Below are 21,150 nucleotides of genomic sequence, written 5' to 3' on the forward strand. Positions count from 1 at the left end.
AGCCCCCTATCGTGTGCCCATGACCAGGATCCCGCACGAGACGTCCGGTGAACCGAATCCCCTGCAGGCCCTCACGCTCGACCAGCTCCGCCGCCGCACGAGCATGAAGTGGCGCACCTATCCCGAGGACGTGCTGCCGGTCTGGGTGGCCGAGATGGACGTGCCGCTCGCCGAGCCCGTCGCGCGCGCCGTCACCGACGCGCTCCACCTCGGCGACACCGGCTACCCCGCCGGCACGGCCTACGCGGAGGCGCTGGCCGCCTTCGCCGAGAAGCGGTGGAACTGGGACGGGCTCGCCGTGGAGCGCACCGCGATCGTGCCCGACGTCATGCTGGGCGTCGTCGAGATGCTCAAGCTGGTCACCGGGTACGGGGACGCGGTGGTCGTGAACCCGCCGGTGTACCCGCCGTTCTACCACTTCGTCGAGCACATGGACCGGCGCGTGGTGGAGGCCCCGCTCGGGGCGGACGGGCGCATCGATCTGGGCGTCCTGGAGGAGACCTTCCGGCAGGCGATGGCGGGTGGAGGACAGGCCGCCTACCTGCTGTGCAGCCCCCACAACCCGACCGGCACCGTGCACACGGCCGAGGAACTGTCCGCCGTCGCCGCACTCGCCGAGCGGCACGGCGTCCGCGTCGTCGCGGACGAGATCCACGCGCCGCTGGTGATCGGCGGCACCGACTTCGTGCCGTACCTCAGCGTGCCGGGCGCCGAGCGCGGACTGTCGCTGATGTCCGCCTCGAAGGCGTGGAACCTGGCCGGGCTCAAGGCCGCCCTCGCGATCGCCGGGCCCGGGGCCGGCGCCGACCTGGCCCGGATGCCCGAGGAGGTCGGGCACGGCCCGAGCCACATCGGCGTCATCGCCCACACCGCCGCCCTGCGCGACGGCGGCGCCTGGCTGGACGCCCTGCTGTCCGGCCTCGACGCGGGCCGGCGGCTGCTCGCGGACCTGCTGGCCGAGCACCTGCCCGCGATCCGCTACCGCCCGGGCGACGCCACCTACCTCGCCTGGCTCGACTGCCGTGCCCTCGGCCTCGGCGACGACCCGGCGGACGCCTTCCTGCACCACGGCCGGGTGGCCCTCAACTCCGGCCTCCCCTTCGGCACCGGCGGCGCCGGACACGTCCGCTTCAACCTGGCGACCTCGCCCCAGGTCGTCACGGAGGCGGTGCGGCGCATGGCGACGGCGCTGGAGTGAAGCCGAGGACGCGCTCGTACACTGCCTGCCATGGACGACAGTGCGCCGGCCGAACCGGGCGCGGGCAAGTACCTGCTGATCACCAGCTACCGCGGGAACGGTACACCGGTCGCCACCCCGGTCTGGGTGGTGCGCGACGGGAACGCGCTCGGCGCCTGGACGCCGGCCGACTCCTGGAAGGTGAAGCGGATCCGCAACCGCGCCGACGTCCTGGTCGGCCCCTGCGACCTGCGCGGCAACCCCACCGGCGAGCAGGTGCCCGCGACGGCGGAGATCTGCGACGCGGCCACCACCGCCCGCTACCGGAAGCTGATCGCCCGCAAGTACGGCCTCGTCGGCCGGCTCACGCTGCTCGGCAGCCGGCTGCGCCGGGGCCTGGACGGCACCGTGGGCATTCGCATCACCCTCACGCGCTGACCCGACCTCGGCAAGCGCTTTCGACGTCGGGGAGTGGACGGCCCGTCCCCGGGACAGACCACCTGTCATGAGCCGAAATCCCGTCCTGCGCGCAGCCGTCGTCGGCACGGGCCACCGGGCCCAGCTGTTCACCCGGGGCCTCGCCGAACGCCCCGGCCACCTCGTGGCCGCGCTGTGCGATCCCAGCCCGACCCGGATGGCCTTCCACAACCGGCTGCTGACCGAGGCCGGCGCACCGGCGGCCACCCCGTGGGAGCCCGACCGCTTCACCGATCTGCTCGCCGAGGAGGGCATCGACGAGGTCGTCGTCACCACCGTCGACGCCGAGCACGACCGCTACATCGTCCCGGCCCTGAAGGCGGGCTGCCGCGTCGTCACCGAGAAGCCGATGACCGTCGACGCCGAGCGCTGCGCCCGCATCCTCGACACCGTCCGCGAGACCGGCAACTCCCTGACCGTCGCCTTCAACTACCGCTTCAACCCCGTGCACGAGAAGGTCCGCGCCCTGCTCGCCGACGGCGCGATCGGCGAGGTGCTCTCCGTCCACTTCGAGTGGCTGCTCGACGTACGGCACGGCGCCGACTACTTCCGCCGCTGGCACCGCGAGAAGCGCAACAGCGGAGGCCTGATGGTGCACAAGGCCTCGCACCACTTCGACCTGGTGAACTGGTGGCTCGCCGACGAGCCCCGGGAGGCCTTCGGCTACGGGCGGCTCGGCTTCTACGGCCGCGAGGCGGGGGAGCGGCACGGACTGCGCCGGGAGTACGACCGCGCCCACGGCGCCGACCGGGCCGCCGACGACCCCTTCGCCCTGGACCTCACGGCCAACGACACCCTGCGCGCCCTCTACCTGGACGCCGAACACGACGACGGTTACCTGCGCGACCGGAACGTCTTCGACGGACCGATCACCATCGAGGACGACATGTCCGTCCTCGTGCGCTACGCGCGCGGCGCGACGATGACCTACCACCTGACCGCCTACTCCCCGTGGGAGGGCTACCGGGTGATGTTCAACGGCAGCGCGGGCCGGCTGGAACTGGAGGTCGAGGAGAGCCGCTGGCAACCGCCGCTGACCCGGGTCACCTCGACCGCGGGTGCCCTGCACGGCGACACGGCGGCCGAGCACGCGGGCGGCGCCCGCCTCACCCTGCGCCCGCTGTGGCAGCCCCCGGTGGACGTGCCGCTCGCGGTCGCCCACGAGGCCCATGGCGGTGGCGACCCGCGCATGCTCGACGCACTGTTCGGCCCCGCCGACCCCACCCGTCCGGCGGACACCGCGGCGGCGACCCACCCGACGGCCACCGAACGCGACGGAGCACTCGCCCTGGCGGTCGGTCTCGCGGCCAACCGGAGCTTCGAGACGGGGCGGCCCGTGCGCACCGGCGAGCTGGTCGCGGGCTGAGGGTCTGTCAGCTCCAGGCCCGGTACGGCTCGTCCAGCAACTGGAAGACCGGCTCGCCCCGTACCGGGTCCTTGGCCGTGGACAGGCGTACCCGGTCCCCGCTGTGGATGCCGATCGGCGGGCCCATCACCCGGCCGCGCACGACGAAGCCCTCGGCCATCTCGACCAGGGACACGTTGCGCGCGGCGGGCGTGTTGCGGTGCACCACCGTGGAGTGGCGCACGGTGCCCACGCCCTCGCTGCGCTCGGTCCGCAGCTCGCTGCCCCGGCAGACCGGACACAGCAGCCGGTGGAACATGGCGGTGCCGCACCAGGTGCAGCGCTGGAAGAGGATGGCATCCGTGTCCTGGCCCCTGGAGTCCAGCAGACCCGTCGCAGAGCCGGCTGCCTGTCGAGTGACGCTTCCTGAGTGGTGGTACACGCTGGTCAACTCCCTGCACTCGGCCGGAATCCGCGTGCGCGGTCACCCGCACACACGCGTGCGCGGTTCGCCGTGCCACCGTGCACGGACGACAGGGTATGGCACTCAGTGCCACTCGTAAAGGCACTCCGTTCCCTCAATGTGCGGACCCTCAGCGGCTCCCCAGCGTCGACTCGATCTCCTGCACGACCCGCCACAACGGCGCACCGCGTCGCGAGACGACGACCACCACGTCCTCGGGCTGCTCCCCGGCCGGGGGCACCGGCGTACCGCCGAACGCGGACTGCACGTAGGCCAGCGCGTGGTCCACCGTGGCGCTAGCCTCGCCCTGCCCGTCCGAACGCAGCCAGGAGCGCAGCGCGTTGTTGTGCGCCGCGACCACCGCCGCCGCGATCACATCGGCCTGGAGGGTCCCGTCCCGGCGGGCCGCGAAACGCCGCCGCAGATACTCGGCGAGGGCGCGCTCGTAGCGCCACACCACCGACAGTTCGTAGGCGCGCAGCCCCGGGACCTTCTTGGTAAGGCGGTAGCGCTGCACGGAGAACGTCGGGTTCTCGGCGTACATCCGCAGCACGAGCCGGGCCGCGTCGCAGACCCGCCGCACGGGTTCCTCGTCGTCCGTTCCCGCCGCCAGGAAGGCCGTCATGTCGGCCAGGCACCGCTCGTGGTCCGGGAAGACCACGTCCTCCTTGGACGGGAAGTAGCGGAAGAACGAGCGCCGTCCGACCCCGGCCAGCGCCACGATGTCGTCGATGGTGGTCTGCTCGTAACCCCGCTCGAGGAACAGCTGGAAGGCTGCCGCCACCAGGGCGTCCCGCATGGGCGGCTTTGCGGTCCCGGCGTCGGCTTTCTCGGAGCTCATGAGCGGGAACGTAGCACCCGGAAGGGCACGCATGGCACTCAGTGCACTACTGGGGAGGAACCGAGTTCCCTCTGAACCCGTGGCGCGGCAGCCGCGTATCTAGCGGCAGGACGATCCCCGAAGACGGGCGCCCCCGAGCCCGGACGGAAGGAGAACAGCGTGTCGACACCGTCCGAGCCCCGGCGGTCGCACGACGGCCCGGCCCTCGAACCCATCCGCGTCCTGCGGCCCCGCCGCACCGACGCACTGGCGGAACTGATGCGGGAGTACCGCGAGGAGCTGGGCTCCGCCCGAGGTGGCGACGAGCCCGGCCGCCACGAGCCCGGCCGCCACGAGCCCGACCGCCACGAGCCCGACCGCCACGAGCCCGGCGGCTACGGGTCCGGCGTACTGCCCCGGCGGCCGACGGGCTCCGAGGACCTGACGCAGGAACTCCCGCCCCTCACCCGCGGGAACGGCGATGGCCGTGCCGGGCCCGGATCAGGACCGCGCCGTGCCGCGGTCGCGGTGGCCGTCGTCGCGGCGGCGGTGATCGGCTTCGGCGGCGCCGCCCTGGTGCTCCCCGGACAGAACACCGACGACGACGCGGCCCCCGCGCCCCGCCCCACCCCGTCCGCTTCAGCCCCCGCCGCCACCTCCACACCTCGCCCGCCCGCCGCCGATCCCGACGGTCCCGGCACCCTCCGCGAGGGAGCCACCGGCCCCGAGGTGACCGAGCTCCAGGAACGCCTCCTGCGCATCCCGGACGTCTACCGGGACGGCTCCACCAGCGGCCGCTACGACCCCACACTGACCGCGGCGGTCGCCCGCTTCCAGCTCTGGTACGGCATTCGCGGCGACGAGACCGGCGTCTACGGCAACGACACCCGCCTCGCCCTGGAGTCCCGCACGGCACCGGGCACCGACTGACCCCGCCCCGGGATGGCACCCGCACCCCCGGCATGGTGAGGTGATTGATGTCGAGGAGAAGTGGCCGCGAGGGTTGAGGGAGTGTGTGGGCATGGCGGGCATGGACGCGTTCATCGGGCGGCTGGACCCCGACATGTGCGTCGTCACCGCCGTCGCGGGCGGTGAACGGGCGGGGTGCCTGGTCGGATTCGCCTCGCAGTGCTCGATACGGCCCGTGCGGTTCGTCGTATGGCTGTCCGAGGTGAACCACACCTTCCGGGTGGCCCGGAACGCCGAGGTGCTCGCGGTGCACCTGCTCGCACGTGAACAGCGGCTCCTCGCCGAGCTGTTCGGCGGGCGGACCGGCGACCGGACGGACAAGTTCGAGGGCCTCGCCCTGCGCGAGGCGTACGGCGGCGCCGTCGTGCTGGAGGACGCGCCGGCCTGGTTCGTCGGCCGGATCGTGACGCGCGCGGGCGGTGGCGACCACATCGGCTTCGTCCTCGACCCGGTCGAGTGGGGCTCGGACGAGGCGTACGACGGACCGCTGCTGCGCCTGTCCGGCGCCCACTCCATCGAGCCCGGGCACCCGGTCGACTGAGCCGGGCCCCGCCTCCCGAACCTCCACGCCTCCCGAACCCTCGATGCCTCCGAGCCGTCTACACCTCTCGAACCGTCGGAACCCGGACGTCCACGACGCACACGTCGTCCCGCCGCTCGTCCGGCAGCAGCCGCGCGAGCAACGGCCCGAGCGTCCCGGGCCCGTCGGCGTGCGGGGCCGCCACGGCCTCGGCGAGACGCTCCAGGCCCCGGTCGATGCTCTCCGGCGGGTGCTCGACCAGACCGTCGGTGAACAGGATGAGCCGGTCGCCCGGTTCAAGACGGCACTCCGCCTCCTCGAAGACCGGCGTCGTGGTCGCGCCGAGCAGCATGCCTCTCGGGCGGCTGAGATACCGCGCCTCGCCGTCCCGCACCAGCAGGGGCGGAGGGTGCCCGGCCTGGGCCCAGACCAGACGGCGCTCCCGGGGGTCGTACCGGGCCAGCACCATCGTGGTCGTCGCGTGGGAATCGCGGGAGTGCAGCAGCAGCGTGTTCAGCCGGGCCAGGGCGCCGGTCAGTGACGAACCGGTGATGACCATGCCCTTCGCCGTGAAGCGGAGCTGGGCCATCGTGGCGACGGCGTCGACACCGTGCCCGGCGACGTCGCCGACCACCAGCAGCGCGTCCCCGTCGGGCAGTTCCACGGCGCTGAACCAGTCGCCGCCGACGTGCACACCCGACTGGGCGGGCAGATAGGCGACCTCGACGCGCAGTCCCGCCAGATGCACGGGCCGGTTGGCCAGCGGCAGCAGGGCGTGCTGGAGCCGGGAGGCCAGGGTCCGCTCGGCCTGGAGCACGTCGTGCTGCGTGAGGATCGCCTGCTCGCTCTCGACCAGGGCCAGCTCCGCCCGCCGCCGGGCGGTCATGTCCTGGATGACACCGTGCACCTCGACGGGCGTGCCGTGCATGTCGGCCACGGCCTCGGCCACGAGCCGCAGATGCCGGATGCCGCCGCTCGTCCTCACCCGGAACGGCAGGTCGAACGCCCGCCCCCGCCGTACCAGTTCACGGACCGCGCGGGTCAGCGCGGGCGCGTCCTCGGGCAGCGCGAGCTCCGGCATCCCGGTGAGCCGCACCGGGCCGAGCCCTGGGTCCCGGCTGAAGATGGCGAACACCTGGGTCGACCAGGAGGCCTCCTGGGTGGCCAGGTTCCAGTTGGCCCAGCCGAGGTTGCCCAGCCGCTGGAGATCCGCCAGCCGCTGTTCCTGCCGGTCGGAGGAGCCGTGCCGGATCCAGCTGACGACCAGCGCTTCCTCCAGCCGCGCCACCCGCGCCGAGTACGTGGACAGCGCCGCGATGTCCGCCACGACCTCCTCGTGCGCGAACGGTTCACTCTCGTACGGCTCCCCGGTGGTCAGGGTGTGCAGACAGCCCTGCCACAGCGGCTCCTGAGCCAGGGCGGGCCGGAACTCCAGCAGCCGCCGCCCGGCCAGCTCCTCACCGGGGCGGCCCAGCAGGTCACCCGCCCGCGCGGTCGCCGCCTCCACCCGGAAGTCCTCGGTCTCGCCCGACGCGGCCCGCAGCGGGCTGAGCAGCATCGCCGCGATCGGCAGTGCGTCGAACAGCGCCTGCACCGCGTCCGTGGCGGCGTCCTCGGTCCGCTCGGGCGGTGCGTCGAAGGCCCGGAGCCGGCCCGCGCACAGCCCTGCGACGCCCCGCAGATGTGCGCGGTCGCGGGGCGTGAACGACCCGGCGCGGCCGCGCAGCACGCCGATGCAGACCCCGCTCGGGCCCGAGGCGAGCACGGGCAGCCAGGCGCGCGACCGCCACCGCTCGGGCGGGTCCCCGATCAGCAGGTCCCGCCGCTCGTCCGAGGCGAGGTCCTCCAGCCAGCACGGTTCGCCCGTCCGCAGCGCGTCCAGCGCCGCGATCCCGCTCAGCGGCGGCACCTGGCTCCACTGGGCGGCCAGCCGATCGTCGATGCCGGCGTGCCCGATCAGTTCGAGTCCGCCGTCCGGCCTGTGGGCGTAGATCATGACCGCGTCGGCCGCCATGTCGGGCGCGAGATGCTCCAGCAGGCATCCGGCGAGGTCGTGCGGCGTCACCACCCTGACGAGCGTCTGCCCGAGGCGGGCCAGGGCGGCGGAGACGTCGTCCGGCGCGGCCGTCTCCACCAGGGTGTCGAAGCCGGAGCCGGGGGTGCCGGGGCCGAGGATGCCGTCGCCGTCGCGCCCGGTCGCCTCGCCCGGGCCGGGAGCCGTGGGCGCCAGAGAGCCGAGCGTGATCCAGCACTCCTCCAGCAGGGTGTGGCGCGCCGCCTTGGCCCGCTGGAGCAGCCGCTCGTCCGCGGCGTCCGCGGAGCACCCGGTCAGCGCCATCACGGCGCCCTTGGCCCGCTCCACGACAGCCGACGTCGCCGCCTGGTCGCGCAGCCGGTCCAGCTCGGCGCGCTGCCGGGCGACGATCTTGGCCAGTTCGACCAGGTCCGGTGCGCCACCGGGCTCCGCCGGTGTCACGGGCTCGCTCGTCACGGGTTGAGCATCGCACACCCGGGCCGTTCGGAAGACGGGCTTGTACGCACGGGCCGCTCCCGCTTCCCGCCGGCCACACCCGTCCCTTCAGCCCCCAGGGCCGTCAATGGCCGTCGCGCTGGTACAGCCACAGACGCAGCAGCCGGCTGAGCCCCGGCATCACCAGATACGTCAGCACCGGCAGCAGTACCAGCGGGAACACGGCGGCCCGCAGCGGCAGCGGCCAGCCGGTGGTGTGGGGTGTCACCAGCCACTGGATGAGCAGGGTGAAGGGATAGGCGCCGAGGAACGTCGTGAGGACCATCTTCCACCGGGGCGGGGCCTGCACGGTGGTGCCGGGCAGGCTGAACCAGGTCTCCATCCCGGTCGTCGACTGCCGTTCGCTGCTGACCTCGGTCGCGATGTCCTCGATCCGCCGGTGCCAGTGCGCGCGCTCCTCTGACTCCAGCCAGGCGGCGAGCCGGTGCTGGTCGGACCAGCGCAGCACCGCGTGGTAGCGGTGGCCGTCCTCGGGAGTGAGCCAGGAGACGCCCTCGTTGCCCGGGAACTGTCTGGCGCAGCGCGTGATGCCGCGCGTCCACTCCTCGAACTGCCGCTCCCGGCCGGGACGCACCTGCCAGGTCAGAACCGTGGTCACCGGCTCGCCGCGCCGGACTTCGGTGGTGCTCATTCCCTCACGGGTGCCACGCACGGGGCGGGGCATGCCCATCACGGTCACGGCTGGCGGTTGGCCTCCACCAGCGCCCGGGTGACCGCCCGGACGCTGCGCGCGATGTGCTGCAACTGCATGACCTCGGCCGCGTACAGCTTGATCGTGTGCTCGATGACGCCCTCGTGCAGACCGAGTCCCGGCAGGTCGGCGCGGGCGGTCTGGAGGGCGGTGCGGGCCACCCTGAGCTCCTGCTGGACCTGGATCTGGGCATGCCGGGCGAGCAGGACGGGATGGCGGATGAACACGGGGTAGCCGGCGTAGCGCGCGGGCACCAGCTCGCGCAGCCACTTGGCCGCCGAGCGCTCCCAGTCGTAGCTCCCGGGGGTCTTGACCTGGCAGGGCCAGTCCGGGCTGATGCGCGTGGACGTCAGGGGCATGATCATCGCTTCCGGGTGTGCGGCGTCGTGAGGGTGGACGACGGGTCGGGGCGGCCCCGGCCTAGGGGATGACCGGGGCCGCCACGGACACCCGGGACGCCGAAGCGGGTAGGAGCCGGCCCCTCGGGTGCGGAACGGATCCGGAACGGCCGGGTCGCGATCCGTGAGCAGTATTTATATATGCCATCCGGTTTTCAAGCCGCATGAAAACATTCATGCGCGCTTTGTTGTGGATGGTCCCCTCGTGCGGTCCTGTGTGCCTGACGCCGTCTGACGCGTGCCGTTCAGTCGGGGAGCCAGACGCGGAGTCAGTCGCGAAGTCAGTCGCGGAGGAAGAAATGGTGCTGGTCGGCGACCTGTTCGTACTCCTCCAGCCGGGCCTGCGTCCGTTCCGGGTCCGCGTCCGTCATGGCCTGGAGCAGCGCCGAGCACATCACGCCCGGGGCGGCGTAGGAGTCGAAGACCAGGCGAGATCCGGTCCCGATGGCGAAGGCGACGTCGGCCTCGTCCGCGAGCGGCCCGAGCGCCAGGTCGGTGATCAGGGCGACCTTGAGCCCGGCGCCCCGCGCCACCCGGACGGCCGTCAGGGTCTCCTGGGCGTGCCGGGGCATGGAGAACGCCAGCACCCAGGTGCCGCCGGCTTCGCGCGACTGGAGCAGCGCGTCGTAGGCGACGCTGCCACCCCGTGTCACGAGCCGGACGTCCGGGTGGATCCGGCGGGCGGCGTAGGCGAAGTACTCGGCCAGCGAGACGGAGATGCGCAGGCCGAGGACCGTCAGCGGGGTAGAGGACGACAGCTTGCGGCCGATGTCGATCACCAGGCTCGGGTCGGCGAAGTCCCGCCGCAGGTTCTCCAGGTTCTCGATCTCGGCGTCGACCGCCGCCTGTAGCTCGTTGCCCTGGTTCTCCTCGGCCGGGCCGCCGCCCGCGAGGGTGCCGAGCGCGATCGACTGGAGCTTCTCCCGCAGCGCCGGGTAACCGCTGAAGCCGACCGCCGAGGCGAACCGCGTCACCGAGGGCTGGCTCACGCCGACACGGTCGGCGAGATCCGTGATGGACAGGAACGCCGCCTCGGTGATGTTCTCGATCAGGTACTGGGCGATGCGCCGCTGGCCGGGGGACAGCCGGGGCCGGTCGAAGAGCGCTCTGAGCTGGGCGGACGGGGAGACCTCCGCTTCGGGGTCGGCCTTCCCCGAGGTGATCGCGGATGCCTGTGCGCGTGCCTGCTGCGGCGATGGCACCGGTTCGCCTCCTTCGTCTCCCAGGGACGTTCAACATAGCTCACGCACCGTGGTGACCAGGGCTTCTTCGCACAGCACATGAGGTGCCCGGCAGGTGGATACCCGGACGCCGGGCGGGAACCCGCCGCGGCAGAAGATCCCGACACGACGGACGAGGAGCCATCGTCATGACCGTCCCCGAGGAGAACCGGCCGAAGACGCAGACCACGGACGAGGTCCTGGAACACCAGGACGAGAACCGGCCTCGGCCGCCGGGCGCCACCGGCCGCACGATGCGCGAGGCCCTGGAGGAGGCCGAGGTGCGGCCCGACGACTACGACGAGCATTGACACGCTCCAGCCACCGCAACCGACCCGACGACGCTTCCGGCAGGTGAGACCGCATGGGCGCACTGAGTGCGCTGGAGGAGACACTGGAAAACCGATGGGAGGCCCTGTGGGCACGGGTCCTCGACAAGGAGCCGGTCGAGGTCCTCGACGCGCTTCGGCACGAGTGCGACGACAACGCCGTGGTGTGCCGGGCGGGCCGTGTCATGGTCCCCAACGCCTACGACGTGGAACTCGCCGACGAGGTGCACGACCAGCTGACGCGCCACGGCACCAGCGTGGGCCAGGCCCTCACCGACAGCCTGTCCCGCCACGCGGAACGCAGGGGCTACGAGTTCGCGGGCCCGCTCGCGGTCCACGTCGCGAGGTGCCCGGAGGTACCCAATGGCCGTTACCGCGTGGCCAGCCGCGTCATGCAGCACGTGAGCACGGACGGGTTCTTCCACGCGACCCATTGACCCGCACAGACACACTGGGCCGGCGCTTCGACGGCGATGGATCGTGATCGGGTGCCCGGCGTCGTCGACGGGGCGGCTGGAGATCCTGCGACAGCGGCGGCGGGACGGCGGGAGTGGTCCGGAGGTCCCTCATGGACCCACTGTGCATCCGCTCCCGCCGCCCGGGGCGTCACCGCTTCACGAGTCGGACCGACAGACCCTCAGCCGTGTGAACGGGCACGGCCCGCAGCGTCGTCGAGTCCAGCTCGACACGGTCGAACCGGCCGCGCAAGGACGGGGCCGACAGGACCGGGACGGTGGTCCCCGCGACCGGCGGCCGCTCGGCGTCGAGCCGCAGCGACAGCACGCTGCCCCGGCCCAGCAGCACGCGCCGGCTCACCGTGAGCGCCGGGCCGTGGTTCCTGCGCAGCAGCAACTCCAGCGTCGACTCGCCCTCCTGGACGTACGAGCCGCGCACCCGCAGGACCTCGTCCGCCCGCAGCGTGCCGCCCGTGACCCGGACGTCGCCCTGCCCCAGGGCGCCCGGTGACGCGGCGACCAGCGTGCCGTCCTCGACGACGGTCCCGCCGTGGTACCGGTTGTGGCCGGTCAGCCTGAGCGTGCCCGTGCCGCGCTTGGTCAGACCGCCGTCGCCCTCGATGTCGTTGCGCCAGCTGTCCGCCGCGTGGAAGCCACCGGCTGCCGCGTCCAGCGTCACCGTGACGTCGGTGTCGAACGCGCCGTATCCGTCCGCCGCCGCGAACAGGTTGAGCCGGCCCCACTGCTCGAAGCCGTCCAGCAGGACGTACCCGGAGGGCAGCGCGGTCGTGCGCAGCACCTCGCGGCGCTGGGCCGCGCTCAGGTACGGCAGCCGTGTCTCCAGCAGGACCTCCGCGCCCTTCGGCACGGTGAGCGGCTCCTTGCGTCCACGGCGGGGCAGGACGTACGTCGATCGGGCCCGGACCGCCCGGGCGTTGGCCTCGCGGTCGGCGTAGGCGTCGTCGGCGTCCGAGTGGGCGTAGGCGTACAGCGTGTCCGGTGTCGTGCCGGTCTTCTCGGTGAAGTAGGCGAGGGCCTGGGCGCGTGCCGCCGCCTTGAGTTCCGCGTTGGCCGGGTCGGCCAGCGTCGCCGCGGTCAGGGCGGTCGCCATGATCCGGCCGCCGATGACGTCGACGGTGGAGTGCATGCCCGACATGATCCGGGTGTGGCTCAGCTCGAACGCCCGCGTCACCAGTTCCTGGAAACGCTCGGGCACCGCGTACGCGTAGGCCAGACCGGCCAGATGGAAGGCGTTGGTGTGGCCGCTCGGGAACCCGCCGTCCTCCTGAGGGGTCTCGGAGCGCTGGCGCAGCAGTTGCGGGGCCACGATTACGTCCGAGTCGTACACCGGGTAGCCGAGGGCGTCCTTCGTCCCGGTGTCGACGACCTCGCTGTCCTCGTTCATCCGCCACGGACGCGGGTACTGGAAGGTGAACTTGGCCGGGTTGCCCGAGGCGAACGGCCCGCGCACGGTGTCGACCAGCTTGGCCACCGTGCCGAGGTCCGAGTCGTAGGAGCCCGCGCCGAGCGCGGATCCGGCCGGGGCGTCGGCGGGCACGGCGTCGTTGATCTTGCCTGCGGGCGTGCCGTCCGGGGCGCTGGTGATCGACGTGACCGCCTTGGCGCCCGACCTGTACAGGCCGGCGAGCGGGCCCAGGCCGCCGATCATGGCGTAGCTCTGGTGCTGGCGGTCGTAGAGGAAGGCCTCCTTCGCCTGCGCCTCGGTGCGCGACGTGGTGATCCGGGCGCAGTAGCGCATGTTGGCGCGCAGCACCTCGCGGTCCAGGACCCGGCCGGTGTCCCAGGCGTCGCCGGTCTTCCACACCTGGGACATGCCGCCCAGGATCCGGACGACCGCGTTGGTCTCGGGGGTCTGGTTCGTCAGGACGTTCGACTTGTAGTCGTCGACGAACGCGGCGGGGCCCGTGGCGGCCTTCGCGTCGGCGGCGGCGAGCCACGTGGCGAAGGCCGGCGCGGCCAGCACGCCGGCCGAGGCGCCGAGGGAGGTCTTGAGGAAACCGCGCCGGTCGACGGATGCGGTGGTGGACTGCCCGGCTGGTGACGGCATGCTGTGCCTCTCTTGAGTTCTGCGACGGGGGTCTGCGACAGAAGTTCTGCGGCGCGGTCTTCGGCCGTGCGGCCGGGGGACGAGCGAAGATCTACGGCCGTGTTGTGACCCTTCGGAGAGGGGTCGGCCACGAGCCGGTGTCCGGAGCGTGAACGGCGACCGCCCGGCTCACAGCAGCGAACGGGCCAGCGCCACCGCGCCCTCGACCGGCGGCACGCGCAGCGGCTGCGGCCGGGCCGCGGGCAGGGACCCGGCGAGCGCGGAGGTGAACGCCTCGTACAGGGCGGGCTGGGCGAGGACCGTGCCGCCCGCCACCACCACGTCGTCCACCACGACCCCGCGCCCGGCGAGCCGCACGACGAGTGCGGCGAGTGCCCTGCCGCCCTCGGCGATCACGGCCCGGGCGAGCGGTGAGCCCGCGTCGGCGGCGGCGAACACCGCGGGGGAATGCCGGCCCCACTCGGCGGAGACGTCCGTGGCGGCCTCCAGCGCGGCGCCGAGCGCGGGCACCTCGGTCACGCCGAATGCGGCGACCAGCCCCTCGGCCAGCGCGTCGGGCTCCTCGCCGCGGTCGTGCGCCGCCCAGACGGCCCGCGCGGCCTCGCGGACGAGCCCGGCCGCGCCGCCCTCGTCGCCGAGCACCGCGCCCCAGCCGCCGACCTGGACCGGACCGCCGTCGGGCAGCCGGCCCACCGCGACCGAACCGGTACCGGCGACCAGTCCGACGCCCTTGTCCAGTCCCGCTGCGGGGACCAGCAGCTCGGCATCGCCCACGACCAGCGCGGGCACCGCGAGCCGCTCCTGAAGCGCGGTCCGGATGGCTTCGCACTGGCGTGGTGTCTCGCACGCGTGGCCGCCCACGGCGACGGCGGACGGGCGCCCGTCCGCCGGCAGGGCGTCGCGGACCAGCGCGGCCAGCCGGTCGGCCGCGGCCCCGGGCTCGTGCGGCCGCCAGCCCGCACTGCTGCGGACACGGTCGACGACGCGTCCGCCGCCCCCGAGGGCGCGCAGATGCGTCTTCGTTCCGCCCACGTCGATACCGACCACGTAAGGCGTGGAGTCCTGCACGGGTCCTCTTTCGTCGGTGCGCGGTCACGGCGAACGGCAGGCGAACCGTGCGTGACCACGCCAGTTGAAGAGGTGAGGAAGCCCCGGGACGGGCTTCTGCGGGTCACGGCAGGCGAGTACCGTGAAGTTCGTTAGGAAGTTAACTAACGAAGTAGGGTGCGTCAAGAGGCACGGAATTCCCGATGCCGCGCGATCCTTGCCGCCGCCCTGCCCGGCCGCAGCACGACCTGGGGAGACCATGCACCTGAGTGAGAGTGCCCGTGTGGTGTTCGACGTACTGGCCGGGACGGGCACGGCCACCCGCCCCCAGCTGGCAGCCGGTGCGGGCCTTTCCAAGCCGACCGTCTCCTCCGCCGTGGCCGAGCTCGAAGCCGTCGGGCTCGCCGCCCACTCCGGCAGGGCCTCCGGCGGCACCGGCCGCAGCGCCGCGATCTACCGTCTCGGCCCGGCCGCCGGCGCCGTGCTCGCGGTCGACCTGGGACCGGCCGTGACCCGGGTGCGCGGCTGCGCCCTGGACGGCACCCTGCTCGCCGAGGGCACCGGCTCCCGCCCGGACGCGGCCGACACCGTCCGCAAGGTCCTCGACGCGCTGCCCGCCGGGGCCCCGCTGCGGGCCGTCGTCGTCGCCGTCGGTGATGTCACCACACGGGACCGGGAGGGCGCCGGGGAGCGCCCCGCGACCGCCAAGGCCGGGCCCGTCTTCGACGCCATGGCCGTCGCGCTGCCCGAGGGCGTCCCCGTCCACCTGGAGAACAACGTCAACTGCGCCGCCCTCGCCGAACTGCACGAGGGCGCCGCCGTCGGCCGCGACACCTTCGGCTACCTGCGCATCGGCGTCGGCATCGGTCTCGCCGTCGTCATCGGCGGCCGGGTGCTGCGCGGCGCGAACGGCGCCGCCGGTGAGGTGGCCCGGCTGCCCTATCCCTGGGACGACGACCGCGCCCCGCGCCACGAGGGCCTGGAGCAGCGCATGGGCTCGCGCACCCTGCTGCGCCGGGCGGCCGAGGCCTGGCAGGACACCGACGGACCCCGCCCGCGCACCGCCGAGCGGCTCCTCGCCCTAGCCGGGCAGGGGCATGCCACGGCCGGTGCCGTGGTCGCCTCGCACGCCGCCGACGTGGGCCGGCTCGCCGCCGCCGTCGCCGCCGTACTGGACCCCGGACTGATCGTGCTGGGCGGCGGCACCGGCGCGGACCCGCAGCTCCTGCCCGGTGTGCGGGCCGAGCTCGCCCGGCTGGCCTGGCCGACCGAGGTGGTCAGCAGCGTGGTGGGTGACACCGGCACCGTTGCGGGCGCCAGCAGGCTGGCCGTGGCCCATGGAATTCAAACCGTGACCGGAGCTGTACGGGCGAAGCATTGACGGCTGCGCCATCGGTCTGCCAATGTCCGGACAAGCGCTTTCTGAGCCGGTCGGGACACTGGCTCCGGGTGAGCCTCCCGCCCGTACGCGAAGTACGGCAGCCGCACGAGGGCGTGCTCGTGCGACGTCGGCCGTCATGGCCGGGGACCCCACCCGTCAAGGCGACGCGGCCGGGCGAGGCCGTGCCCCCGGAAAGCGAAATCCTCTGCAAAATGCACCCGTGCCGCCTCGGCTGGCGCCGTGCTTCTTCCGCTACGACGAAAAGGGACTGAAGATGACCAGTGTGGGTGTGCGGCGCTCCCGCCGACTCGGCCGCGGCGGCATACGCCGCGTTGTTCCCCTCGCTGCCGTGGCCACGGCAGGTGCCCTTCTGCTCTCCGCCTGCGGGTCGGGGTCCGACTCGGGCGGGAACGCCAAGTCGCTGACGTTCTGGATCTCCACGGTTCCGGGGCAGGACGCGGGCTGGAAGAAGATGGTGGCGCAGTACAAGAAGGAAGCCGGCGTCACCGTCAACATCGTCAACATCCCCTACGACGGGTACCCGACGAAGCTGCACAACGCCGCGCAGGCGAACTCCCTGCCCGATCTGGCGGCCGTGCCGGCGCTGGACCCGATCTGGGCGAACAAGCTGATCGACCTCAGCTCCATCGCCAACAACAAGAGCAACAAGATCAACGCCAACTTCGTCGCCAAGGACTCGTCCGGGAAGGTGCTGTCCATCCCCTCGGACATCACCGCGTCCGGCCTGTTCATCAACAAGTCGCTGTTCAAGAAGGCCGGCGTCTCCTTCCCGACCTCGCCCCGGAAGACCTGGACCTGGACCGACTTCATCAAGGCGGCGGACAAGGTCCGGGAGAAGACCGGCGCCAAGTACTCCCTGACGTTCGACCAGTCGCCGTCCCGGCTCCGCGCCATGGTGTACGAGCTCGGCGGGAAGTACGTCCACGCGGACTCCTCCGGCAAGTTCTCGGTGGACGCCGCGACCAGGAAGGCCGTGAAGCGCTTCGTCGGGATGAACGACGACAAGACCATGCCGAAGTCGGTGTGGACCAGTGGCGCCGACCCGTCGGCCATGTTCCAGAGCGGTGACGTGGTCGCCTACTGGTCCGGCGTGTGGCAGGTTCCCGCCTTCGCGGAGAGCATCAAGAAGTTCGACTGGGCGAGCGTCCCGACTCCCGCCGAGCCGGTGCAGGCCAGCGACGTCAACAGCGGCGGCATGATGGTCGGGTTCAACAACAACGACGCCGCGGCCACCGCCGCTAAGAAGTTCATGTCCTGGCTGTACGAGCCGGCCCACTACCAGGCGCTGTGTGAGGCGTCCGGGTTCCTGCCGGTCGAGAGCGGTCTGAACCCGAAGTACCCCTTCAAGTCCGAGGCGGCGCAGGCGGCGTTCAAGCTGTACAACGAGTCGATCCCGCTCTACGCCCCCATCTCCGGCTACTTCAACACCGCGCAGACGCAGTGGGTGCTGAAGGGCAAGAGCCTTCCCGAGGACCCGACCAAGACGGAGCTCGGCAAGGCGATCAACGGCCAGCAGTCGGTCGACAAGGCGCTGGACAACATCGTGGACGTCTACAACCAGCAGGTCGGCGGCTGAGCGCAGGCCGGCAGGCCCGGGCGGCGGGGTCGAGACACCGCCGCCCGGCCGCGGACCCCCGCGTGATGCCGGGCTCTGGCCTGAGCCCACAGGACCCCATTTCCACCAGCACGGAGTCAGGAAGATGACCAAACGCGCCCCGGACGTGTCCGCGAGCCCGCCCAGGAGACGCAGTAAGTACACCCTTGCGCCGCTCGTCCTCATCGCGGCCAATGTCGTGCTCTTCGCGCTGTTCTTCGTCTGGCCTGCGGTGATCGGGCTCGTCTACTCCTTCACGAACTACACGGGCGTAGGGGTGTTCCAGTTCGTCGGACTGGACAACTACCAGAACCTGTTCGGGGACTCCACCTTCTACGACGCGCTGAGCCGGACGCTGCTGTACACCGTGCTCTTCGTTCCGCTGAACTTCGTGTTCTCGCTGCTCATCGCCAACGTGGTGGTGAGCAGGCACGCCAAGGGAGCGTCGGTCGCCCGCGTCATCTTCTTCATCCCGTGGCTGCTGTCGCCCATCGTCGTGGGTGTTCTGTGGCGGTGGCTGTTCGGTGAGAACTTCGGACTGGTCAACTACATCATCCACGAACTCGGCGGGCACGCCGTTCCGTGGCAGTCGAACGCGGACCTGTCGCTGCTGGTGGTGGTGATGGCGGCGTCCTGGGCCTGGACGGGCTTCTCGATGCTGCTGTTCATCGCGGCGATCAAGAACGTACCGGTGTCTTACTACGAGGCCGCCTCGCTCGACGGCGCCGGCCCCTGGCGCCAGTTCTTCAACATCACGTTGCCGAGCATCGCGCCCACCTCGTTCATCGTCATCCTGCTCAACACGATCAACGCGATGAAGGAATACCCGGTGTTCGTCGCCCTCAACAACGGCGGACCCGGAACGTCGAACAACCTGATGGTCCAGTACATCTATGAGACCGGCTTCAAACGGGGCCAGATCGGCTACGCGAGCGCCGCGTCGTTCGTGCTCATGCTCATCCTGATGGCCGTCGCGATCATCCAGCTGATCGTCAACCGGCGGGTGGAGAACCGATGACAACCACAGACATGCCACGGCCGGTCGACGCCGATCGCGGACGGGCCGTCTCCAAGAAGCGGCCCCGCGGCGCGGCCACCGGCGGGCTCCGGCGGGCGGTGCCCGCGACGACACTGCTGTGGCTCCTGGCCTGCCTCTACGGGCTGCCGGTGCTGTGGTTCATCCTCAGCTCCCTCAAGCCGGCCAGCGACCTGTTCTCCTATCCCCTGACGCTGGTTCCGCACAACCCCACCCTGTCGGGTTTCAGGGCAGCGTGGGACAGCGCCAACTTCTCCCAGTACTTCATCAACACGACCATCGTGTGCGTGATCACGACGATCCTCACGGTGGGCGTCAGCTGCTGCACCGGGTACGCACTGGCCAAGTACGACAACAGGTGGCTCAAGGCCTTCTTCCTCTGCATCCTGGCCACCACGATGCTGCCGGGCGAGGTCATGCTCGCCCCGGAGTTCCTGGTGGTCCGCGACCTCGGCCTCTACAACTCGTTCGCCGGCATCATCCTTCCGGCCGTGCTCACCGCGACCGGATGCTTCATGTTCCGCCAGTTCTTCCTGACGGTTCCCGACGAACTCGTGGAAGCCGCCCGCATCGACGGCGCCCGCGAACTGTCGATCTTCGTGCGGATCATGGTGCCGCTGTCCCGGCCCATCATGCTGACCCTCGCCATCCTGTCCTTCCAGTGGCGGTGGAACGACTACATCTGGCCGCTTCTGATGCTCAACGACCCCAACAAGTTCACCGTGCAGATCGGCATCCAGAGCATCGTCGGTGCGCAGAACATCAACTGGTCGGTACTGCTCGGCGCATCGGTCATCTCCATGATCCCTCTGATCGCGATCTTCCTGGTCTTCCAGCGCTACGTCATGGGCGCCGACATCAATGCCGGACTGAAGGACTGAGCTTGCCCACCACGCTCGATCACGAGTTCGTCCGGTCGGTGGCCCGCGCCGCCGACCGGTCGGCCGCCGCGCTGGCGGCCGGCCCCGACGAGGAACCAGCCGGTGTGGCGCATCGTGGTCTGGCGCGGCGGGTGAAGACCCTGGTCGCGGCATACCGTTTCCCGGACTCGGCACTGCACGGCAGCCGGCAGGCCGTCGCCGCCGCGATGACGCACCTGCGGGCCCTGCGGGCCGTGCAGACGCCCTCCGGTCTCTTCGCGGGCGGCGACAACGTCCAGTCACCGCCCGACTCCGCGTTCACCGTCAACGACGTGTGCGACGCGTACGTCCTCGCCGCCGACGCGGGACCGGAACTGGGCGAGGTGACGGCCGCGCTCGCCGAGATCGCCGGCGCCGCCACCGCGAGTCTCCTGACCGGTGGTGTGCACACCCCGAACCACCGCTGGGAGCTGAGCGCGGCGCTCGCCCGTCTGCACCGGTCGTTCCCCGACGACCGGCTGCTCGACCGCGTCGAGGAGTGGCTCGCCGAGGGCGTCGACATCGACGCGGAGGGCCTGTACTCGGAACGCAGTGCCGTCTACGCGTCCCTCGTGACCAACCCGTCGCTGCTGTTGCTGGCCGAGGTGCTCGGGCGTACCGACCTGCTGGACGCCGTCGAGCGCAACCTCGCCACGACCCTGGACCTGATCAGGCCGGACGGCACGGTGGAGACCGTCCACTCGCGCCGCCAGGACCAGAGGCTTTCGTTCCCGCTGTGGCCCTACCTGCCGCACTACCGGCTGCTCGCGATCCGCACCGGCCGGGGCGACTTCGCCCGCGCGGCCCGCCTGGCGGCCGCCGACGGCATCGACGACCCCGACCTGCTCGCCCAGACCCTCCTCACCCCGGATCTGTGCCGCGCCCTGCCGGCCCCGGACGCGGAGAAGCTCCCGCGCGACCGGTACCTCCCCACCGCACGCCTCGCCGCACACGCCTCGGCCACCGCGCACACCGTGGTCTACGGCGGCTCCGACGTGCCCGAGCACCGGCGCATCCGCTCGGGCCTCGCCTGCAACCCCACCTTCCTGCGCCTGTTCGCCGGTGCCGCCGTCCTCGACGCGGTCCGCCTCTCGCGAGGGTTCTTCGACCTGGGCCCGTTCCGCGCCGCCGACATGGAACAGCTCGCCGACAACCGGTACCGGCTCACCGAAGCCCTCACAACCGCCTACTACCAGCCGCTCCCGAAGGACCGCAGGCGCGACGACGGCGCCTACCGTCTGGTGGACGAGGGCCGCTTCTCCGCGGCGATGGCTTTCCCCGACCGCCCTCAGGACGAGGTCTCCCACACGACCCGAGTCGAGGTCGACCTGAGGGAGGACGGGGCCGACCTGCGGATCGACATCAGCGGCCCACCGGTGCCCTGGGCCCTCGAACTGACCTTCCGGCCGGGCGGCGTGACCGAGGGCGCGGTACCGATCGGCGACGGACGCTGGTGCCTGACGACCGGGCCGATGACCTACCGGGTCGGCGACGACGAGATCCGGGTCGAGGTCGGCGTCGAGGCGGGCGAACCGCTCGCAGGGCCCGACCGGAGCGACGTACTGCGGTACGACCCGGGGCAGGACTACACCGTGGTGGGCGGCACCGACGCGACGACCGGGAACCGTGTCTACCTCGGTGGACTGGGGCCGCAGACCCTGACCGCCGCCCTGCGCGCCCGCCGGCCCGCACCTACCGTGTGACCCCGAC

Annotated in this window: 20 protein-coding genes; 12 read left to right on the plus strand and 8 right to left on the minus strand. The window is 72.0% G+C overall.

What is annotated here, in order from left to right; translation table 11 throughout:
• The first annotated feature begins 19 nt into the window (after positions 1–19).
• The 3 genes from SCNRRL3882_RS38420 to SCNRRL3882_RS38430 all read left to right on the plus strand — a co-directional run bounded on the left by SCNRRL3882_RS38420 (position 20) and on the right by SCNRRL3882_RS38430 (position 3,020).
• On the plus strand, positions 20–1,198 hold the full coding sequence (locus SCNRRL3882_RS38420) for a MalY/PatB family protein (protein ID WP_010038005.1): 1,179 nt from the start codon (positions 20–22) through the stop codon (positions 1,196–1,198).
• A gap of 30 nt (positions 1,199–1,228) precedes the next feature.
• The gene (locus SCNRRL3882_RS38425) at positions 1,229–1,615 is read left to right on the plus strand and encodes a PPOX class F420-dependent oxidoreductase (RefSeq protein ID WP_010038007.1); all 387 of its coding nucleotides are present in this window, start codon (positions 1,229–1,231) and stop codon (positions 1,613–1,615) included.
• Positions 1,616–1,682: 67 nt separating this feature from the next.
• A complete protein-coding gene (locus tag SCNRRL3882_RS38430) occupies positions 1,683–3,020 on the plus strand; it encodes a Gfo/Idh/MocA family protein (RefSeq protein ID WP_010038009.1) in 1,338 nt (445 codons plus the stop codon).
• 7 nt (positions 3,021–3,027) lie between these two features.
• Here the strand turns inward: SCNRRL3882_RS38430 and SCNRRL3882_RS38435 are convergent, their stop codons facing one another.
• Entirely contained in the window at positions 3,028–3,441 is a 414-nt protein-coding gene (locus SCNRRL3882_RS38435) for a Zn-ribbon domain-containing OB-fold protein (protein WP_010038011.1), read from the minus strand.
• Positions 3,442–3,592: 151 nt separating this feature from the next.
• Positions 3,593–4,303, minus strand: a complete 711-nt coding sequence (locus SCNRRL3882_RS38440) for a TetR family transcriptional regulator (RefSeq protein WP_078602790.1) — start codon at positions 4,301–4,303, stop codon at positions 3,593–3,595.
• Between the two features lie 159 nt (positions 4,304–4,462).
• On the opposite strand from SCNRRL3882_RS38440, the gene SCNRRL3882_RS38445 reads away from it, so the two are divergent.
• Together SCNRRL3882_RS38445 and SCNRRL3882_RS38450 are read left to right on the plus strand one after the other, a co-directional pair.
• Complete coding sequence (locus SCNRRL3882_RS38445; protein ID WP_010038015.1) at positions 4,463–5,212, plus strand: peptidoglycan-binding domain-containing protein; 750 nt, start codon at positions 4,463–4,465, stop codon at positions 5,210–5,212.
• 91 nt (positions 5,213–5,303) lie between these two features.
• Positions 5,304–5,792: a flavin reductase family protein gene (locus SCNRRL3882_RS38450; RefSeq protein WP_010038019.1), complete on the plus strand. Its 489-nt coding sequence runs from the start codon at positions 5,304–5,306 to the stop codon at positions 5,790–5,792.
• 58 nt (positions 5,793–5,850) lie between these two features.
• On the opposite strand, the gene SCNRRL3882_RS38455 is transcribed toward SCNRRL3882_RS38450, so the two are convergent.
• From SCNRRL3882_RS38455 to SCNRRL3882_RS38470, 4 genes are all read right to left on the minus strand, one after another.
• Positions 5,851–8,262, minus strand: coding sequence for a SpoIIE family protein phosphatase (locus SCNRRL3882_RS38455; protein ID WP_010038021.1), 2,412 nt, complete (start codon positions 8,260–8,262; stop codon positions 5,851–5,853).
• Positions 8,263–8,365: 103 nt separating this feature from the next.
• Complete coding sequence (locus SCNRRL3882_RS38460) at positions 8,366–8,932, minus strand: antibiotic biosynthesis monooxygenase (protein ID WP_040902955.1); 567 nt, start codon at positions 8,930–8,932, stop codon at positions 8,366–8,368.
• A 44-nt stretch (positions 8,933–8,976) separates the two neighbouring features.
• Complete coding sequence (locus SCNRRL3882_RS38465) at positions 8,977–9,357, minus strand: hypothetical protein (RefSeq protein ID WP_010038025.1); 381 nt, start codon at positions 9,355–9,357, stop codon at positions 8,977–8,979.
• Positions 9,358–9,671: 314 nt separating this feature from the next.
• The gene (locus SCNRRL3882_RS38470; protein WP_010038027.1) at positions 9,672–10,592 is read right to left on the minus strand and encodes a MurR/RpiR family transcriptional regulator; all 921 of its coding nucleotides are present in this window, start codon (positions 10,590–10,592) and stop codon (positions 9,672–9,674) included.
• A 167-nt stretch (positions 10,593–10,759) separates the two neighbouring features.
• Between SCNRRL3882_RS38470 and SCNRRL3882_RS41230 the strand changes: the two genes are divergently transcribed.
• Complete coding sequence (locus tag SCNRRL3882_RS41230) at positions 10,760–10,921, plus strand: hypothetical protein (protein ID WP_173937338.1); 162 nt, start codon at positions 10,760–10,762, stop codon at positions 10,919–10,921.
• 53 nt (positions 10,922–10,974) lie between these two features.
• On the plus strand, positions 10,975–11,376 hold the full coding sequence (locus SCNRRL3882_RS38475; RefSeq protein ID WP_010038028.1) for a DUF3662 domain-containing protein: 402 nt from the start codon (positions 10,975–10,977) through the stop codon (positions 11,374–11,376).
• A 169-nt stretch (positions 11,377–11,545) separates the two neighbouring features.
• On the opposite strand, the gene SCNRRL3882_RS38480 is transcribed toward SCNRRL3882_RS38475, so the two are convergent.
• Together SCNRRL3882_RS38480 and SCNRRL3882_RS38485 are read right to left on the minus strand one after the other, a co-directional pair.
• Entirely contained in the window at positions 11,546–13,462 is a 1,917-nt protein-coding gene (locus SCNRRL3882_RS38480) for a phosphatase PAP2 family protein (RefSeq protein ID WP_010038031.1), read from the minus strand.
• 168 nt (positions 13,463–13,630) lie between these two features.
• Positions 13,631–14,530, minus strand: coding sequence for an N-acetylglucosamine kinase (locus SCNRRL3882_RS38485; protein WP_010038033.1), 900 nt, complete (start codon positions 14,528–14,530; stop codon positions 13,631–13,633).
• 238 nt (positions 14,531–14,768) lie between these two features.
• On the opposite strand from SCNRRL3882_RS38485, the gene SCNRRL3882_RS38490 reads away from it, so the two are divergent.
• From SCNRRL3882_RS38490 to SCNRRL3882_RS38510, 5 genes are all read left to right on the plus strand, one after another.
• Positions 14,769–15,890, plus strand: coding sequence for an ROK family protein (locus SCNRRL3882_RS38490; RefSeq protein ID WP_029181044.1), 1,122 nt, complete (start codon positions 14,769–14,771; stop codon positions 15,888–15,890).
• A 274-nt stretch (positions 15,891–16,164) separates the two neighbouring features.
• Complete coding sequence (locus SCNRRL3882_RS38495) at positions 16,165–17,487, plus strand: ABC transporter substrate-binding protein (RefSeq protein ID WP_029181045.1); 1,323 nt, start codon at positions 16,165–16,167, stop codon at positions 17,485–17,487.
• A 124-nt stretch (positions 17,488–17,611) separates the two neighbouring features.
• Positions 17,612–18,523 (plus strand): carbohydrate ABC transporter permease, encoded by a 912-nt coding sequence (locus SCNRRL3882_RS38500; RefSeq protein WP_010038040.1) that lies wholly within the window; start codon positions 17,612–17,614, stop codon positions 18,521–18,523.
• The gene (locus tag SCNRRL3882_RS38505) at positions 18,520–19,422 is read left to right on the plus strand and encodes a carbohydrate ABC transporter permease (protein ID WP_029181046.1); all 903 of its coding nucleotides are present in this window, start codon (positions 18,520–18,522) and stop codon (positions 19,420–19,422) included. Before SCNRRL3882_RS38500 ends, SCNRRL3882_RS38505 begins: the two co-directional genes overlap by 4 nt.
• Positions 19,423–19,424: 2 nt before the next feature.
• Positions 19,425–21,143: a hypothetical protein gene (locus SCNRRL3882_RS38510; protein ID WP_010038043.1), complete on the plus strand. Its 1,719-nt coding sequence runs from the start codon at positions 19,425–19,427 to the stop codon at positions 21,141–21,143.
• Positions 21,144–21,150 lie beyond the last annotated feature (7 nt).

The organism is Streptomyces chartreusis NRRL 3882 (assembly GCF_900236475.1).
Lineage (GTDB): Bacteria > Actinomycetota > Actinomycetes > Streptomycetales > Streptomycetaceae > Streptomyces > Streptomyces chartreusis_D.

Bases quoted from the DNA above. Each gene is read 5' to 3' on its own strand.
- SCNRRL3882_RS38430 (WP_010038009.1), top strand. From the start codon at position 1,683: ATGAGCCGAAATCCCGTCCTGCGCGCAGCCGTCGTCGGCACGGGCCAC.
- SCNRRL3882_RS41230 (WP_173937338.1), top strand. From the start codon at position 10,760: ATGACCGTCCCCGAGGAGAACCGGCCGAAGACGCAGACCACGGACGAG.
- SCNRRL3882_RS38475 (WP_010038028.1), top strand. From the start codon at position 10,975: ATGGGCGCACTGAGTGCGCTGGAGGAGACACTGGAAAACCGATGGGAG.
- SCNRRL3882_RS38425 (WP_010038007.1), top strand. From the start codon at position 1,229: ATGGACGACAGTGCGCCGGCCGAACCGGGCGCGGGCAAGTACCTGCTG.
- SCNRRL3882_RS38460 (WP_040902955.1), bottom strand. From the start codon at position 8,932: ATGAGCACCACCGAAGTCCGGCGCGGCGAGCCGGTGACCACGGTTCTG.
- SCNRRL3882_RS38495 (WP_029181045.1), top strand. From the start codon at position 16,165: ATGACCAGTGTGGGTGTGCGGCGCTCCCGCCGACTCGGCCGCGGCGGC.
- SCNRRL3882_RS38490 (WP_029181044.1), top strand. From the start codon at position 14,769: ATGCACCTGAGTGAGAGTGCCCGTGTGGTGTTCGACGTACTGGCCGGG.
- SCNRRL3882_RS38420 (WP_010038005.1), top strand. From the start codon at position 20: ATGACCAGGATCCCGCACGAGACGTCCGGTGAACCGAATCCCCTGCAG.
- SCNRRL3882_RS38500 (WP_010038040.1), top strand. From the start codon at position 17,612: ATGACCAAACGCGCCCCGGACGTGTCCGCGAGCCCGCCCAGGAGACGC.
- SCNRRL3882_RS38450 (WP_010038019.1), top strand. From the start codon at position 5,304: ATGGCGGGCATGGACGCGTTCATCGGGCGGCTGGACCCCGACATGTGC.
- SCNRRL3882_RS38465 (WP_010038025.1), bottom strand. From the start codon at position 9,357: ATGATCATGCCCCTGACGTCCACGCGCATCAGCCCGGACTGGCCCTGC.
- SCNRRL3882_RS38440 (WP_078602790.1), bottom strand. From the start codon at position 4,303: ATGAGCTCCGAGAAAGCCGACGCCGGGACCGCAAAGCCGCCCATGCGG.
- SCNRRL3882_RS38505 (WP_029181046.1), top strand. From the start codon at position 18,520: ATGACAACCACAGACATGCCACGGCCGGTCGACGCCGATCGCGGACGG.
- SCNRRL3882_RS38480 (WP_010038031.1), bottom strand. From the start codon at position 13,462: ATGCCGTCACCAGCCGGGCAGTCCACCACCGCATCCGTCGACCGGCGC.